Here is a 14,099-nt window from a genome sequence, read left to right as displayed (position 1 = left end):
TCTCTGGTGCCTCTCTTTCATGTGATGATATTTAAGGGAAAGTACTAAAGCTCTTTACTTTATGTAGCTTCCGCCACTCGCTTGAAATTAGTATCCGTCACATCAAATGTAATATACACCAGAGAGTAACAATTTTTATGAAGATGCGATTGTTTCTTTCTTCACATTCTGAAGTCCTTTCAGCATGCCGAGAACGGTCTCCAGCCACTCTTCCGTTTTGCGGCCTTTCGTCTGTACTGAGATTTTCAGCTTTTTCCCTTCCATTCCCAGTCCGATCTGCCGGCCGTATTTATTGCCGAGTTCGAATAATTTCTGGCCGTCAATCTGTGCGCTGGCCTCTTCAGAAATGGTAAATCTGATCGCGTCTTTATCCTGCTTGATGAGTTCGACGCGTTCATATTTTCCGTATACCTTCATCTCAGCAACCGTAAACAGCCATTCAACTTCTTTAGGGTAGCTGCCGAACCTGTCAATGATTTCATCTTGGAGCTCATTTTTCTCCTCAATTGTGGCGATTGACCTGAAGCGTTTATACATGTCGATTTTTTGCTTGCCGTCTTGTATATAGTTTTCGGGAATATACGCGTCAAGCTCGATATCGATTTCTGTCTCAAACTGTTCGCTTTTCGGAATATCGCCTTTCCGCTCTTCAATCGCTTCCTTGAGCATTTGCGAGTACAGGTCAAAACCGACTGAGTCGATAAAGCCGTGCTGCTGGGCGCCGAGAAGGTTCCCCGCTCCCCTGATCGTCAAGTCACGCATGGCGATTTTAAAGCCTGATCCCAGCTCGGTAAATTCTTTAATCGCCTGCAGCCGTTTTTCCGCCACCTCAGTAAGCACTTTGTCTCTGCGGTACGTAAAATACGCGTAAGCGACGCGGTTGGAACGGCCGACCCGTCCTCTCAGCTGATACAGCTGAGACAGCCCCATTTTGTCTCCGTCGAACACAATCAAGGTATTGACATTTGGTATATCTACGCCTGTCTCAATAATAGTCGTGCTGACAAGGACGTCTGATTCCCCTTCCAGAAAATTGAGCATGACGCTTTCCAATTCATTTTCAGTCATTTTTCCGTGGGCATATGCCACTTTCGCATCGGGAACAAGCATGGAAATTTCATCAGCCTTCCGCTCGATGTCATCCACGCGGTTGTACAAGAAATATACCTGTCCTCCGCGCGCCAGTTCTCTTTCGATAGCTTCTCGTACAAGCGCGCCGTTGTATTCCACGACATATGTCTGAACAGGGAAACGGTTTTCCGGCGGCGTTTCAATAACGGATAAGTCCCGCACACCGAGCATGGACATATGAAGCGTACGCGGAATCGGCGTCGCTGTAAGAGTCAGCACATCGACATTGGCTTTGATCTGTTTGATTTTTTCTTTATGCGTTACGCCGAAGCGCTGCTCTTCATCAATGATGAGCAAGCCGAGATCTTTATAGACGACGTCTTTAGATAAGAGCCTGTGGGTTCCGATTACGATGTCTACCGTTCCGTTTTTCAGGCCTTTAATCGTTTCATTGGATTCTTTTCTCGTTCTGAATCGGCTGAGAAGACCGATGTTAATCGGATAGTCCTGAAAACGCTCCATAATGGTTTCATAATGCTGCTGCGCGAGTATTGTCGTCGGCACAAGAAGCGCGACCTGCTTTCCGTCTGCGATCGCTTTAAAGGCCGCTCGGATGGCTACCTCCGTCTTCCCGTATCCCACATCACCGCAAAGCAAACGGTCCATCGGGCGCTCTCTTTCCATATCCTTTTTAATCTCCTGAATGGAACGGAGCTGGTCCTCTGTTTCCTGATAAGGGAAAGCAGATTCGAACTGCCGCTGCATTTCATGATCGGGCGAGAACGCATAGCCTTTGCTTGCTTCCCGTTCCGCATAAAGCTTAATCAGATCATCGGCAATATCCTGAACGGAGTTTTCAACTTTTTTCTTCACCCGTTTCCATTCACTGCCGCCCAGTTTATAAAGCTTCGGTTCTTTTCCTTCAGAGCCGACGTACTTCTGCACCTGATCGATTTGTTCTACAGGGACGTACAGCTTATCGCTGCCCTGATAATGAATGTTGAGGTAATCTTTATGAATGCCTTTGATTTCTAGTGTTTCGATCCCCAAATACTTACCGATCCCGTGGTTGACGTGGACGACATAGTCACCGACCTGAAGCTCGGAATAGCTTTTGATCCGTTCGGCATTTGTCAGCTTCTGCTTTCTCGGCTTTTTCTTAATTCGGTTTTTGAACAGCTCTTCCTCCGTAATGACGGCCAGCTTCATCAGCGGCAGTTCAAAACCGGATTGCAGCTCGCCTTCCATGACATAGACCTGTCCTTGCACAAGCGCTTTGGAGCTGTCCGTTTTCGCGGCTTCAATTTCGTAATCAGCCAGCACGGATGCCAATCTGTCGGTTCTGTCCTTATTTGCGCCTAAAAAGACGACGGTGAAGTTTGATTTCTTAAAGCGCTCCATTTCACCTGAGAGGACATTCATCTGCCCGTGAAAACTCTGCATCTGCCGGCTTGTCACATTCACGATATTCTGAGGGCTTGTATGCTGGACATGACGCAAAAATAATGAATAATAAATAGCCGGGCGCCGCTTTTCGCTCATAAGCTCCTGAAAGCTGAAGGATAAATGAATGTCATGCAGAATTTTCCCTTCCTCGAGCAGACTTGTCGTAAATTCGGCCTCTTCTTTTTGCAGCTGATCCTCCATTTCATGAATGCGGCTGACCTCGTCTAACAGTAACAACGTGTCTTCCGGTGTATAATCTAGCAAACTAGCAGGTTTTTCGTAAAAGTACGAGAGATACTTCACAAGTTCCTGATCAGTCTGTCCCGTTGATAACCGTTCTTTATCATGTGAGATATTGATATGAAGCATTTCCTTTTGTTTGTCCTGCTTCAGCTTTTTCAGACTGTCGGCAAGCCCTTTATCGAGCCTTTCCATTGCCCGGGCTTTTTCTTCCGCCCTGATGATCAATTCCTTCGCCGGTCCGATCGCCACATGTTTAAGCGTCTCGATTGATCTCTGGTCATCAGAATTGAAGCTTCTGATGGAATCGACCTCCGTATCAAACAGTTCAATTCGCACCGGATGCTCCGACGTCAGCGGATAAATGTCGATAATTCCGCCGCGAATACTGAATTCACCGGGTGCAGAAACCATATCGGAACGCTCATACCCCACCTCTACAAGGCGCGCGGACAGCTGGTCCGGTTCTATATCGTCTCCGAGTGAAATGACGAGCTGGCTGCTTTTCCACAGCTCCTTCGGCGGAAGCATTCTTCTCACTGCCGCAACGGGCGCCACAACGACCGGCGCTTCTCCGTTTGTTAATCTATTAATGACATCAAGCCGCTGAGCGCGCAGTTCAGGACTCGCTACCGCAATTTCTGAAGAAATCAATTCATTCACGGGGTATAAAAAAACAGATTGATCCCCGAGAAGCGCCGTCAGATCTTCCGTCACTTTTTGGGCCTGATATAAATTATGGGTGATAAAGAAAATCGGCCTTTTCGTTTCTTGTGCAAGGGCGGAGGTAAAAACAGAACGCGCGGAACCTGACAGACCCGCAAGCAGCTGTTCCTTCAGCCCCTCATGTAAACCGTTGACAATGGATTTAAAATCATCGCTTTCTTTAATAAAGGTTTGAATGTTGTCCATATGGGCCCTCCTCTCTATTTTCTGCAAGAACAGAAAAACGCTTTGGTCTAGAATCTACACCAAAGCTTCTTATTGAATAAATGTGTTGTGTTCATGGTAGTGCGGATTGCGTTCCAGCGCCTCTTGGCAGTCTTCACAAATTGTAAGAACATGGACATCTCCATTGTCTTTATATGAAATCATATCGTTTCTTTCCTCATTTGTTAAGTGCTGAAATCCAAGTGACTGTGTCGGCACCGTCGAATATTCCAGGCTCCCTACCTTAAAGCCGCAGTGGCGGCAGAAATAATGCAAAGCCATACGTTGGACCTCCTGATGTGAAAAAATCATTTTTCCCTAGTATGGTCTCCCATTATTTATCTTATACATTTGCATTAAATTCGTTCATGACTTCTAAAAATGGTTTCGTTAAGGAAGCTTCGCAGGCTTTTACGGTTTTTGAGACGGCATCATTGATATGCGGCGCTTCTTCCTTCGTAAAAGCTCCCAGTACATAGTCAACGACTTTCATTCCGTTAACGGGGCGGCCGATTCCGATTCTGACCCGGTCAAATTCAGGGGTTCCGAGGTGCTGTATAAGCGATTTAATTCCGTTATGTCCCCCTGCGCTCCCCTTCGTCCGAAGCCTGATTTTTCCCGTCGGAAGATCAAGGTCATCGTATATGACTTTCAGATCTTCATGATCGGCATCATAATAATCCAGCAGCGGCCGCAAACATTCTCCTGATAAATTCATATATGTAAGCGGTTTAACAAGTAGAACTTTTTTTCCGGAAACAAACCCCATTCCGTAAAGTCCGTTGAATTTCGTTTTATTCAGTTCAATATTCCATTCTTTAGAAAGCTCGTCAATGGCCATAAAGCCGACATTATGTCTCGTGTTCTCATAGGTTTTTCCCGGGTTACCGAGACCGGCAATCACAAGCATCGTAAATCCTCCCTCAACATCGCTGTAATTCTTCTCATTCTAGCACAAAAGACGTAACCTCGGGCGGGTTACGTCTTAAAGCGCTTATTGATTTTCTCCTTCGGGCTCTTCCTCAGGAGACGGTTCTGCATCTTCTTCGAATGCTTCCTGCTTAGGAGGAAGGATGGAAGCCACGACTTCTTCCGGGTCGTTTGTAAATGTATAATTGCCGTCAGCAGTCAGATCTGCGATGGTCAGCACATCATTCATTTCAAGCCCGGAAATATCAACATTGATTGTCTGAGGGATGTCCTTCGGCTTAGCCTTGATCGAAAGCTCATGCAGCGGCTGCTGGATAACGCCTCCGTCTTTGACTCCTTGCGCCTCTCCCGTCAGCTGAATCGGCACCTCGGCCTCGAGCTCCTCACTCATATTCACGACTTGAAAATCGGCGTGCGTCAATTCGTTTTTGAGCGGGTCTGTCTGAAGATCAGTCACCATAACCGATTGCTGATTTCCGTTGACATCAATTGTGATAATCGTGTTTTTTCCTTCGTCCCGCAATGTTTTAAGCAATTCGACACTGTCTAAAGAGACAGGCGTATTCGTTATTTCTTTACCGTATATAATCCCTGGAACATGTCCTGAATGACGGATTTTCCGAAGCGTCGAACGTTTAAAATCTGTTCTTTCATTTGCTTTTAAAGTTGCCATATTCAGCACCATCCTAATTATCGTTTTATCGTCCTATTAGAACAATACCCACAATAACTGGGATTTAAACCTTAAAGTTTCGGTTTAGCTGAATAAATAGCTGACAGATTGTTTCTCGTGAACGCGGATAATCGCTTCAGCCAGAAGCGGTCCGACAGAAAGCTGCTTAAAGCGGTCGATTTTTTTCTCATCAGGAAGCTTAATGCTGTTCGTTACGACAAGCTCCTTGATTTTAGAGTTATTGATCCGCTCAACGGCAGGGCCTGACAGTACAGGGTGCGTACAGCATGCATACACTTCTGCAGCTCCGTTTTCAACCAGCGCGTTAGCGGCAAGTGTGATTGTGCCGGCCGTATCAATAATATCATCGATCAGAATCGCTGTTTTTCCTTCCACGTTACCGACGATGTTCATCACTTCCACCTCATTCGGTCTAGGACGGCGTTTGTCGATAATCGCGATCGGCGCTTTCAGACGGTCCGCAAGTTTGCGGGCGCGCGTCACACCGCCGTGGTCAGGAGAAACAATAACGATATCTTTCAAGTCTTTACCTTCAAAGTAATGGCCTAAAATCGGAACACCCATTAAGTGGTCAATCGGAATATCAAAGAAACCTTGAATTTGCGGCGCGTGTAAATCAAGCGCAATCACGCGTGTGGCACCCGCTGTTTCAAGCAGGTTTGCAAAAAGTTTTGCCGTAATCGGTTCACGTGATCTTGCTTTTCTGTCCTGGCGCGCATAACCGTAGTACGGAATCACAATGTTGATTGTTTTCGCGGAAGCGCGCTTTAGAGCGTCAACCATAATCAGCAATTCCATAATGTGCTCATTAACCGGCGCACTTGTAGACTGAATGATATAGCAATCACAGCCGCGAATACTTTCTTCTATGTTGATCTGGACCTCTCCGTCACTGAATCTTGTAACAGAGCACTTTCCTAATTGAACCCCTACATTATCCGCGATTTCTTTTGCAAGTTCTGGATTTGAATTCAAAGAAAAAATCTTTAAATTCTTATCTCCGTATTCGTTAGACATGGTAAACCTCCGATTTTAGGATTATTTTTTATGAATATTTTTCACATAATCTTCTTTATTTACTTGTCTTGCTCTGGCAATGGCAAGCGCTTCGCCCGGCACATCTTCAGTTACGGTTGAACCCGCAGCGACGTACGCGCCTTCTCCCACTGTGACAGGTGCGACCAGATTGGAGTTGCAGCCTATAAAAGCGCCGTCTTCAATCTTGGTTAAATATTTTTTCTTCCCATCATAATTGACCGTGATGGAGCCGCAGCCCAGATTCACATCCGTGCCCACTTCGGCATCACCGATATAGCTTAAATGAGATGCTTTGCTTCGGTCGCCGAATTTTGTTTTCTTAATTTCAACAAAGTTTCCGATCTTCACTTCATTGCCGATTGCGGAATCGGGTCTGATGTGAGCAAAAGGACCGATATTTACATCATTCCCAACTTTGCTGCGGTTGACAACGGATTGTTTAATCACGGTGCGGCTGCCGATTGAACTGTCCTCTATCTCAGTGTGAGGGCCGATGACACATTCATCGCCGATTTCAGCTTGTCCCTTTAACACAGTTCCGGGATAAATAACTGTATCTTGTCCGATGCGCGCATCAGGTGAGATGTACGTATTCATCGGATCGATTAAAGTGACTCCGTTCTGCATATGCCGTTTGTTAATTCGCTCTTTCATATACATTTCAGCCTGAGAAAGAGCGACTCTATCATTCACTCCGAGCGTCTCTTGGAAGTTACCAGTCTGGTAAGCGGCAACAGTTTCGCCTTCGTCTTTGAGGATTTCGATCACATCCGGCAGATAATACTCGCCTTGGGCATTTTCATTCGAAACCTGTTCGATGACACGAAAAAGAGCCTCGTTATCAAAACAGTACGTTCCCGTGTTGATTTCTTTCACAAGACGTTCTTGCTCCGAAGCATCCTTGTGCTCCACGATTTTTTGAACGGCGCCGTCTTCACTGCGGATGATTCTTCCGTATCCGGCGGGATCGTCGGCAACGGCCGTTAACACCGTGGCTTTTGCACCTTTGTCTGTATGTTCATTCAGCATGGCTTCCATCGTCTCCGCCGTCAGAAGCGGTGTATCGCCGCAAATAACGATCGTGACACCCTTTTCTCCGTGAAGAAATGGTTTTGCCTGCTTGACCGCATGAGCCGTACCGAGCTGTTCTGCTTGGAGAGCGTAATCGCTTTTCTGTCCGAGCTGCTTCTTCACATCTTCGGCGCCGTGTCCTACGATGGTGACAAGCTTCGCTAAAGATAATTTCAGAGCTTCGTCTGCGACGTGCTCTACCATAGGCTTTCCGCATACCGGATGAAGGACCTTATAAAGCTTCGATTTCATTCTCGTTCCTTTTCCGGCAGCTAAAATCACTGCAAACCGCTTATCCATTTAATGGCCTCCAATATCCCTTTTATCCATAGAAAAATATATCCTAAATAGCTGTTGATTTCAAGAAGACATCAAAAAGTGCAAGAATTTTCTATGTAATCGCTTTATTACTGAAAAATCAGATTTAAAAAAGGACTGCCGGAAAAGGCCTTGTGTCAGCCTTTATCAGCAGTCCTTACAATTTGTTATGTTTAAGAAGCCCCGGCTTCTTCATATTCTAATGCTTCAGAATCACCCAAACGATGATACTCATTTAAAACAGCATCCTGGATCTTGCCCCGCGTGCTGGAATTAATAGGATGAGCAATATCGCGGAATTCTCCATCAGGGGTGCGTTTACTCGGCATCGCAACGAAAAGACCATTGTTTCCATCAATCACACGAATATCATGTACGACAAATTCGTGATCCAGCGTGATGGATGCAATCGCTCTCATGCGACCATCGGTATTCACGCGGCGTAATCTTACGTCAGTAACTTCCACAGTAGTTCACCACCTTTTCCCTATATAAAAGCATTAGTCTAACAATTCCACGATTCTTTTTAAATTCCTGCACGTTTCAAAAAGTTTTTTTGAAAATATAGGATATACATACACAATTAGGTGATAAACCATATTTGGGGATCATATACTGCATAAAAAAAGTGATCCCGGAGACCGGAACCACTTTTCTGAGATTTAAGATTTTACCAGCGCAATGACTTCAATTTCCACGAGAGCGTCTTTCGGCAGTCTCGCCACTTCCACACAAGACCTTGCCGGCTTATGTACATCAAAGTATTGTCCGTACACTTCATTCACTTCCGCAAACTGCTCCATATCAGCAATAAATACCGTGGCTTTGACAACCGTCTCGAGAGAAGCGCCCGCTTCTTTCAGCACAGCTTTTAAATTGCTGAACACCTGATGCGTTTGTTCTGTGATATCACCGTTTACCATTTCTCCTTCAGCAGTAAGAGGAATCTGGCCTGAGCTGTAAAACATGTTGTTTACGATGATTCCCTGTGAATATGGCCCGATCGCTGCCGGCGCGTGTTTCGTATGGATTGCTTTTGTCATTTTTCTGTCTCCCCATTCTTTAAATGCTGTTCTTTAAAAAATCGCAGAAAATTGCCGTTTTGAATCTCAATCGTTTTGTCTTTCATATTGATGGTTGAAAGCGTGAGCAGTGACATGTATTCATCGACAAGCCGTTCATTCACTCCCTCGGCTTCAACCAAGACGCCTATTCCCGCGACGTTTGCATTAAACTCATCAAGCAGGCTGATCATGCCGTTAATGGTGCCGCCGGCTTTCATAAAGTCGTCAATAATCAAAACGTTCGAACCCGTAGCCAAACTTCTTTTCGCAAGCGACATTGTTTGAATGCGGTTAGACGACCCTGATACATAATTGATGCTCACCGTGGAGCCTTCAGTCACTTTATTGTCCTTTCGCACGATGACAACCGGAACGTTCAGATAACTGGCCGCTGCGTAAGCAAGAGGGATTCCTTTTGTCGCAACGGTCATCACCACATCAATCTCCCGCTCCGCAAAAACGGAAGCAAAAAGCCTGCCTACATGAGAGAGGACAGATGGTTTTCCTAAGATATCCGTTAAATATACATAACCGCCCGGAAGGATACGCTCAGGATTTACTAAAGACTGTCCCAGCTCCTGTATAAACGCTTCTGCTTCAGCCTGTTTCACTTTCGGAATGTATTTGACGCCTCCGGCAGCTCCCGGCACTGTAAGCAGCGTCCCAATGCCTTGCTGTTCAAAGGTCTGTTTAATAATCGTTAAATCTTCACTGATTGATGACTTTGCTGATTGATACCGTTCTGAGAAAAACGTTAACGGTATTAATTCATGCGGATGGGTTAACAAATAATTTGTTAAGTCCACCAATCTGCCGCTGCGACGAAACTTCATGAACTTACCCCCAAAATCCGAATAATTTAAAAATAATATAACTTAACATACGGATTTAATCAAGAGCATTCTGTTCGCCGATCATCCGCACCGCGTACACTTGATCACAGAAACCTCTTAACCCGTTATAAATCCGCTGCACCTTTGATTCGTATTGAACCAAACCGAATACAGTCGGTCCGCTTCCGCTCATTAACACCGCATCAGCGCCGAAGCGTTTCATTTGATTTTTAATCATCGCCACCTCGGGATGGAGGCTGAGCGTAACCGACTCCAATACGTTCCCTAATTGTCCGCATACCTTTTGGAAGCTTTTTTCTTCAATCGCGTCAATCATCGCCTGCACATCAGGATGCCGAACCTGCTGTAAGTTCAGCCGGCGGTACACTTCGGCAGTCGATACCCCGATCGTCGGTTTGGCGAGCATGACCCAGCAATGAGGCGGAGCACTGATGTGCCTGATCTTCTCACCGCGTCCGGTTGCCAGGGCAGTGCCTCCGTATACACAGAAGGACACGTCTGAACCGATTTCAGCTCCAAGCTCTGCAAGCTCTTCGACAGAAAGCTTTAAATCCCAAAGTCTGTTCAGCCCTCTGAGCGTGGCTGCCGCATCGCTGCTTCCGCCGGCAAGCCCTGCCGCTACAGGGATCACCTTTGTAATCATAATCGAAACGCCTTTTTTGACTTGAAACCGTTCTTTAAGCAGTTTGGCTGCCTGATAAGCCAGATTCCTTTGATCATCCGGAACAAAGCGATTATGCGACGCCACTCTGATAACGTTTTCGGGCAGTTCTGTCAGTTCAATCCGATCTGCCAAATCAATTGTCGTCATGATCATCTCCACTTCGTGATAACCATCCGGGCGTTTACTCGTCACATCGAGGGACAGATTGATTTTGGCCGGCGCTTTTTCTAAAATACGCATAGCTTTCACCTACTTCTCCATCTAAACATAAGTATGAATATTGTATCACATTTGGAGACCCGGAGGTACTTATCCGAAATTGACGCCGGTTTTGACAGCCGATAGAAAAAACCGGGGAACGGATTGTCCCCCGGGCCACTGCATTATCGGTTATTTTGGTTCTGAGCCGCCATCTGCTGTTCGGCAATCTCGATCGCACGCTTTACCATATTCCCGGCGTCACGCGCCCGAATGCCTCCCCAGCCCTCGTTTTTCACCGTATCGTAAAAACCAAGGTCCTTCGCCAGCTCATATTTGAACTCATCTGACATAACTCCACGACGTCTGCCCAAACGAAACAACCCCTTTTATAGAATTGATCACCATTCGTGCACGCCACGATAAAACATGTGACACCTATAGCTTCCGTTTAATCGGCTGAAACTTTCGAGGGAATAATTAGAAGAGCTTTAGAAGGCAAAACAAAAAGCAGTAAACAAAAGGTTCACTGCCCATTAAAATGCTACTGAGCTTGCCGCATCGTCATTGAATGTCAATTCAACAGTCTCAGTCAGAATATCAGCATAACTGTATGAAACTCTTTCAAACGAATTCTCGTCTTGATCTAGTTGTATCACAAAAACAGAAGGGTACGTCTCAGCTAAAATGCCCGAACGCTCAATCGTTTTTCGGCGGCCGCCGTTTGCTTTTAACGTAAGCCGTTTACCTAAATTCCCATCAAGCGATCTTTTTATATCGGACAACGTCTTCGCCATTGCATCCACCTCACTACATTTATTGTACAACAAGAGCCCAATTTTGTCAAATAAAATTTAAATTATATCAACGTTAATAAGTCATTGTCAACAAAATTATTTTGACAAAATTCTATTGATTTCTGCGTTATTTTTCACAAGTTCCGGAAATTTATGTATCAATATGTAAAATAATTAACCCGCATAGCGAAATATATGCGGGTTTTATCACTCATCCATTTGATTTATACGGCATACCGACACGCAGCACACCCTTCGTTTCAATTCCTCCCAGCCCTTTCTCTCTCGTCAGCGTATTTCTCAGGACATCCCATACATTGATCCGCTCCATAAACGGAGTGAAGCTGATTTTCGCGACAATATATACCGGGTCAAGCGCATGAATATTGACGCGTGACGGCGAACTTGCGAAATTCGCGCCCGCTCTGATTAAAGACTCAAAATGAGATTGGCACGCCCCCGCGAATATGACCAGCTGATCCAAATGAGGGACTTTACGCCTCGCTCTCTGAACGGTTTCGACAAAGTGTTTGGAATGCCTGTAGGCGCTTAAATCGTTCACGTCTCCCTTATGCTTGGAATATGCATCATGGCCGGTGATGACTAAAATATCCGGCCTGTATTTATCAAGCAGCTCGTCAATTGACGCCGGCATTTTTTTCTCATGGCAATGAATTCCGTATACCGGCACACCGATTTTTTCATAAAAGTTCAGGCACTTTTTCAAATAGGCCTCATCGCCGTCCAGATGCAATACCTTTCCGGGCATATGAAAGTAGTGCTCCTGATGCTGATATTGATTTGTCGCATAATATTCCTGTTTTTCCCGAAGCAGCTTATAATCCTGGCGGAGCAGCTCGAGAGATTCATTCATCCTGCTTTCATCTCTTTTCTTTCTCATGGCCTGTTCGTCTTTTCTCACAGGCTCCAAATCAGAAAAATCAGCATCCGCAATCAATCTGACTTCGTCACCATGCAGGATGGCAATTGAATTTCCGTTGCTTGTTTGCTCTATACCGATAATGCGAAATAAAACATCCATTTGATAGGATTTCCTGGCTACCATATCTCCTATTTGAAATTGCACGTTACCCACTCCACAAATAGACTAAGCCTCATCATGAAAGAAGTCTTGGCAAATGCACCTCTTTCCGCTGCGGCGCTTGATGTTTCAAGCTTTTCTTGCAGTTGAATGAATAAGGTTCTCCTCTAGCCTATGTAGCGGCAGTCCAAGTGGTGACGCAAAACAAAAAGCCCTCTTAGAAAAGGGCTTTATGCAATCCGTTGGACAAGAGCGCGAATTCTTCTATGGACAGGGATTCACCGCGCCGCTTTCCGTCAATATTCGTTTCTTGAAGAACTTCTTCAATTTGAGCTTTTTTCTCTTTTCCGCCCGGAAGATTGTTCACAAGGTTGTTCAGCAAGGTTTTCCGGCGCTGTGCGAAGCTTGCTTTAATCAGCTGGAAGAAAAACGGTTCATTATCGACGTCAACCGCCGGGCCGTCACGAAGCAAGAGACGGATGACGGCGGAATCGACATTAGGCTGAGGCACAAACACCGTTTTCGGGACGGTCATGACGGTTTTGGCCTCCGTATAGAACTGAACCGCAATGGAAAGCGATCCGTACTCCTTAGAGGAAGGATCAGCCGCCATCCGCTCAGCGACCTCTTTTTGCAGCATCACGACAATTCCTTTTAACGGAAGATGTTCTTCCAAAAGCTTCATGATGATCGGCGTCGTCACATAATATGGGAGATTCGCCGTCACCATAATTTCATCACAATCCTGAAACTGCTCTTCAATGACGGATTTGACGTCTGCTTTCAGCACATCTTGATGAATGATCGTTACATTGCCATATGGAGACAGCGTATCATTGAGAATGGGCAGCAGGCGCTGATCAATTTCAAACGCGACGACCTTTTTCGCCCGTTTGGCAAGCTGCTCTGTCAGCGCGCCGATTCCGGGCCCGATTTCAATGACTCCGGTCCGATCCGTAATTTCCGCATGGTCCACAATTCTGTCCAATATATTTATATCAATTAAGAAATTCTGTCCCAGACTCTTTTTAAAAGAGAAACCGTACTTTTTCAGAATTTCCTTCGTTCTGATAGGTGTCGCGATATCTTTATTGTTCATCCTGTTCCTCCTGCCTCATAGCATCGAGCGCATCAATAAAATCACTTCTTTTGATTTGAAACATTTGCAGCCGTTTTTGAAGCTGCTTGCCGTTTGTATAGCCGATCTTCAGCAGGTCGCCCAATCGTTCGCGGCGTCTTTTGGCAGCCGGTCCGCCGATCAGACCGGCCTGTATGACATCTTCAGCTGAAATCTCACTCGGCTTTGCCTCCATCTCTTCATGCACATTTTCCAGACATGCTCTGATGCTTTCAATGGATGCGTGCTCAACGCCAATGCCGCGCTTGTTTTTCGGTTTGGCAAGATGTTTGGGCAGAAATGCGTGTTTACAGCCGGGTACTGCTTCAGAAATGGTTTTCCGGATCTTCTCCCCCGGAAAATCCGGGTCCGTCAGCACGATGACCCCTCTCGTCTCCTGCGCCAGCCGAATCTGCCTGATGACTTCGTCTCCGATTGCGGAACCGTTTGTCTCGATCGTATCCGCATCAACGGCAAGTTTTATGCGCGCAGTGTCATCGCGTCCCTCGACTACAATAATTTCTTTAATTTTCATTACTTCCTCCAAAAAAACTTTTTATATCCAAAACGAAACCTTTGCTTGCATGTCACGTCTAATATACTGAAAATACACTTTACCTATTAT

The 14,099-nt window shown here is 45.7% G+C and carries 15 protein-coding genes; all 15 read right to left on the bottom strand.

Translation table 11 applies throughout. The features are described from left to right. Positions 1 to 135 precede the first annotated feature (135 nt). The gene (gene mfd / locus ACWJJ5_RS18920; protein ID WP_278071487.1) at positions 136 to 3,669 is read right to left on the bottom strand and encodes a transcription-repair coupling factor; all 3,534 of its coding nucleotides are present in this window, start codon (positions 3,667 to 3,669) and stop codon (positions 136 to 138) included. Positions 3,670 to 3,738: 69 nt separating this feature from the next. Then, a complete protein-coding gene (locus ACWJJ5_RS18915; protein ID WP_004264650.1) occupies positions 3,739 to 3,969 on the bottom strand; it encodes an anti-sigma-F factor Fin family protein in 231 nt (76 codons plus the stop codon). A gap of 61 nt (positions 3,970 to 4,030) precedes the next feature. Further along, positions 4,031 to 4,597, bottom strand: coding sequence for an aminoacyl-tRNA hydrolase (gene pth, locus ACWJJ5_RS18910; RefSeq protein WP_004264652.1), 567 nt, complete (start codon positions 4,595 to 4,597; stop codon positions 4,031 to 4,033). Positions 4,598 to 4,681: 84 nt separating this feature from the next. Then, entirely contained in the window at positions 4,682 to 5,290 is a 609-nt protein-coding gene (locus ACWJJ5_RS18905) for a 50S ribosomal protein L25/general stress protein Ctc (RefSeq protein WP_165409952.1), read from the bottom strand. Between the two features lie 84 nt (positions 5,291 to 5,374). Next, positions 5,375 to 6,328, bottom strand: a complete 954-nt coding sequence (locus tag ACWJJ5_RS18900; protein WP_004264656.1) for a ribose-phosphate diphosphokinase — start codon at positions 6,326 to 6,328, stop codon at positions 5,375 to 5,377. Between the two features lie 21 nt (positions 6,329 to 6,349). Next, positions 6,350 to 7,720, bottom strand: coding sequence for a bifunctional UDP-N-acetylglucosamine diphosphorylase/glucosamine-1-phosphate N-acetyltransferase GlmU (gene glmU, locus ACWJJ5_RS18895; RefSeq protein ID WP_070081261.1), 1,371 nt, complete (start codon positions 7,718 to 7,720; stop codon positions 6,350 to 6,352). Between the two features lie 191 nt (positions 7,721 to 7,911). After that, a complete protein-coding gene (gene spoVG, locus ACWJJ5_RS18890; RefSeq protein ID WP_004264660.1) occupies positions 7,912 to 8,205 on the bottom strand; it encodes a septation regulator SpoVG in 294 nt (97 codons plus the stop codon). Positions 8,206 to 8,400: 195 nt separating this feature from the next. Then, a complete protein-coding gene (gene ridA / locus ACWJJ5_RS18885) occupies positions 8,401 to 8,781 on the bottom strand; it encodes a 2-iminobutanoate/2-iminopropanoate deaminase (RefSeq protein ID WP_004264663.1) in 381 nt (126 codons plus the stop codon). Further along, positions 8,778 to 9,635, bottom strand: coding sequence for a pur operon repressor (gene purR / locus ACWJJ5_RS18880; protein ID WP_004264666.1), 858 nt, complete (start codon positions 9,633 to 9,635; stop codon positions 8,778 to 8,780). Before purR ends, ridA begins: the two co-directional genes overlap by 4 nt. A gap of 55 nt (positions 9,636 to 9,690) precedes the next feature. Continuing rightward, positions 9,691 to 10,560: a 4-(cytidine 5'-diphospho)-2-C-methyl-D-erythritol kinase gene (gene ispE, locus ACWJJ5_RS18875; protein ID WP_004264668.1), complete on the bottom strand. Its 870-nt coding sequence runs from the start codon at positions 10,558 to 10,560 to the stop codon at positions 9,691 to 9,693. A 143-nt stretch (positions 10,561 to 10,703) separates the two neighbouring features. Further along, the gene (locus ACWJJ5_RS18870; protein WP_011996172.1) at positions 10,704 to 10,892 is read right to left on the bottom strand and encodes a small, acid-soluble spore protein, alpha/beta type; all 189 of its coding nucleotides are present in this window, start codon (positions 10,890 to 10,892) and stop codon (positions 10,704 to 10,706) included. Between the two features lie 162 nt (positions 10,893 to 11,054). Next, positions 11,055 to 11,315 (bottom strand): biofilm formation stimulator Veg, encoded by a 261-nt coding sequence (gene veg, locus ACWJJ5_RS18865; protein ID WP_003218330.1) that lies wholly within the window; start codon positions 11,313 to 11,315, stop codon positions 11,055 to 11,057. 211 nt (positions 11,316 to 11,526) lie between these two features. Beyond that, positions 11,527 to 12,402, bottom strand: coding sequence for a sporulation peptidase YabG (gene yabG, locus ACWJJ5_RS18860; protein ID WP_070081260.1), 876 nt, complete (start codon positions 12,400 to 12,402; stop codon positions 11,527 to 11,529). Positions 12,403 to 12,574: 172 nt separating this feature from the next. Next, positions 12,575 to 13,456, bottom strand: coding sequence for a 16S rRNA (adenine(1518)-N(6)/adenine(1519)-N(6))-dimethyltransferase RsmA (gene rsmA, locus ACWJJ5_RS18855; RefSeq protein WP_454022613.1), 882 nt, complete (start codon positions 13,454 to 13,456; stop codon positions 12,575 to 12,577). Next, positions 13,446 to 14,009 carry a ribonuclease M5 gene (gene rnmV, locus ACWJJ5_RS18850; RefSeq protein WP_004264696.1) on the bottom strand — a complete coding sequence of 188 codons (564 nt, stop codon included), beginning with the start codon at positions 14,007 to 14,009 and terminating at the stop codon, positions 13,446 to 13,448. The genes rsmA and rnmV overlap by 11 nt, the downstream gene beginning before the upstream one ends. Between the last annotated feature and the right edge of the window lie 90 nt (positions 14,010 to 14,099).

Source organism: Bacillus sp. JK74 (assembly GCF_053663395.1).
This window is presented reverse-complemented; position numbering and strand designations above follow the sequence as displayed.

Bases quoted from the DNA above. Each gene is read 5' to 3' on its own strand.
- ACWJJ5_RS18905 (WP_165409952.1), bottom strand. From the start codon at position 5,290: ATGGCAACTTTAAAAGCAAATGAAAGAACAGATTTTAAACGTTCGACG.
- ridA (WP_004264663.1), bottom strand. From the start codon at position 8,781: ATGACAAAAGCAATCCATACGAAACACGCGCCGGCAGCGATCGGGCCA.
- pth (WP_004264652.1), bottom strand. From the start codon at position 4,597: ATGCTTGTGATTGCCGGTCTCGGTAACCCGGGAAAAACCTATGAGAAC.
- veg (WP_003218330.1), bottom strand. From the start codon at position 11,315: ATGGCGAAGACGTTGTCCGATATAAAAAGATCGCTTGATGGGAATTTA.
- ispE (WP_004264668.1), bottom strand. From the start codon at position 10,560: ATGCGTATTTTAGAAAAAGCGCCGGCCAAAATCAATCTGTCCCTCGAT.
- rnmV (WP_004264696.1), bottom strand. From the start codon at position 14,009: ATGAAAATTAAAGAAATTATTGTAGTCGAGGGACGCGATGACACTGCG.
- rsmA (WP_454022613.1), bottom strand. From the start codon at position 13,456: ATGAACAATAAAGATATCGCGACACCTATCAGAACGAAGGAAATTCTG.
- ACWJJ5_RS18915 (WP_004264650.1), bottom strand. From the start codon at position 3,969: ATGGCTTTGCATTATTTCTGCCGCCACTGCGGCTTTAAGGTAGGGAGC.
- purR (WP_004264666.1), bottom strand. From the start codon at position 9,635: ATGAAGTTTCGTCGCAGCGGCAGATTGGTGGACTTAACAAATTATTTG.
- glmU (WP_070081261.1), bottom strand. From the start codon at position 7,720: ATGGATAAGCGGTTTGCAGTGATTTTAGCTGCCGGAAAAGGAACGAGA.
- ACWJJ5_RS18900 (WP_004264656.1), bottom strand. From the start codon at position 6,328: ATGTCTAACGAATACGGAGATAAGAATTTAAAGATTTTTTCTTTGAAT.
- mfd (WP_278071487.1), bottom strand. From the start codon at position 3,669: ATGGACAACATTCAAACCTTTATTAAAGAAAGCGATGATTTTAAATCC.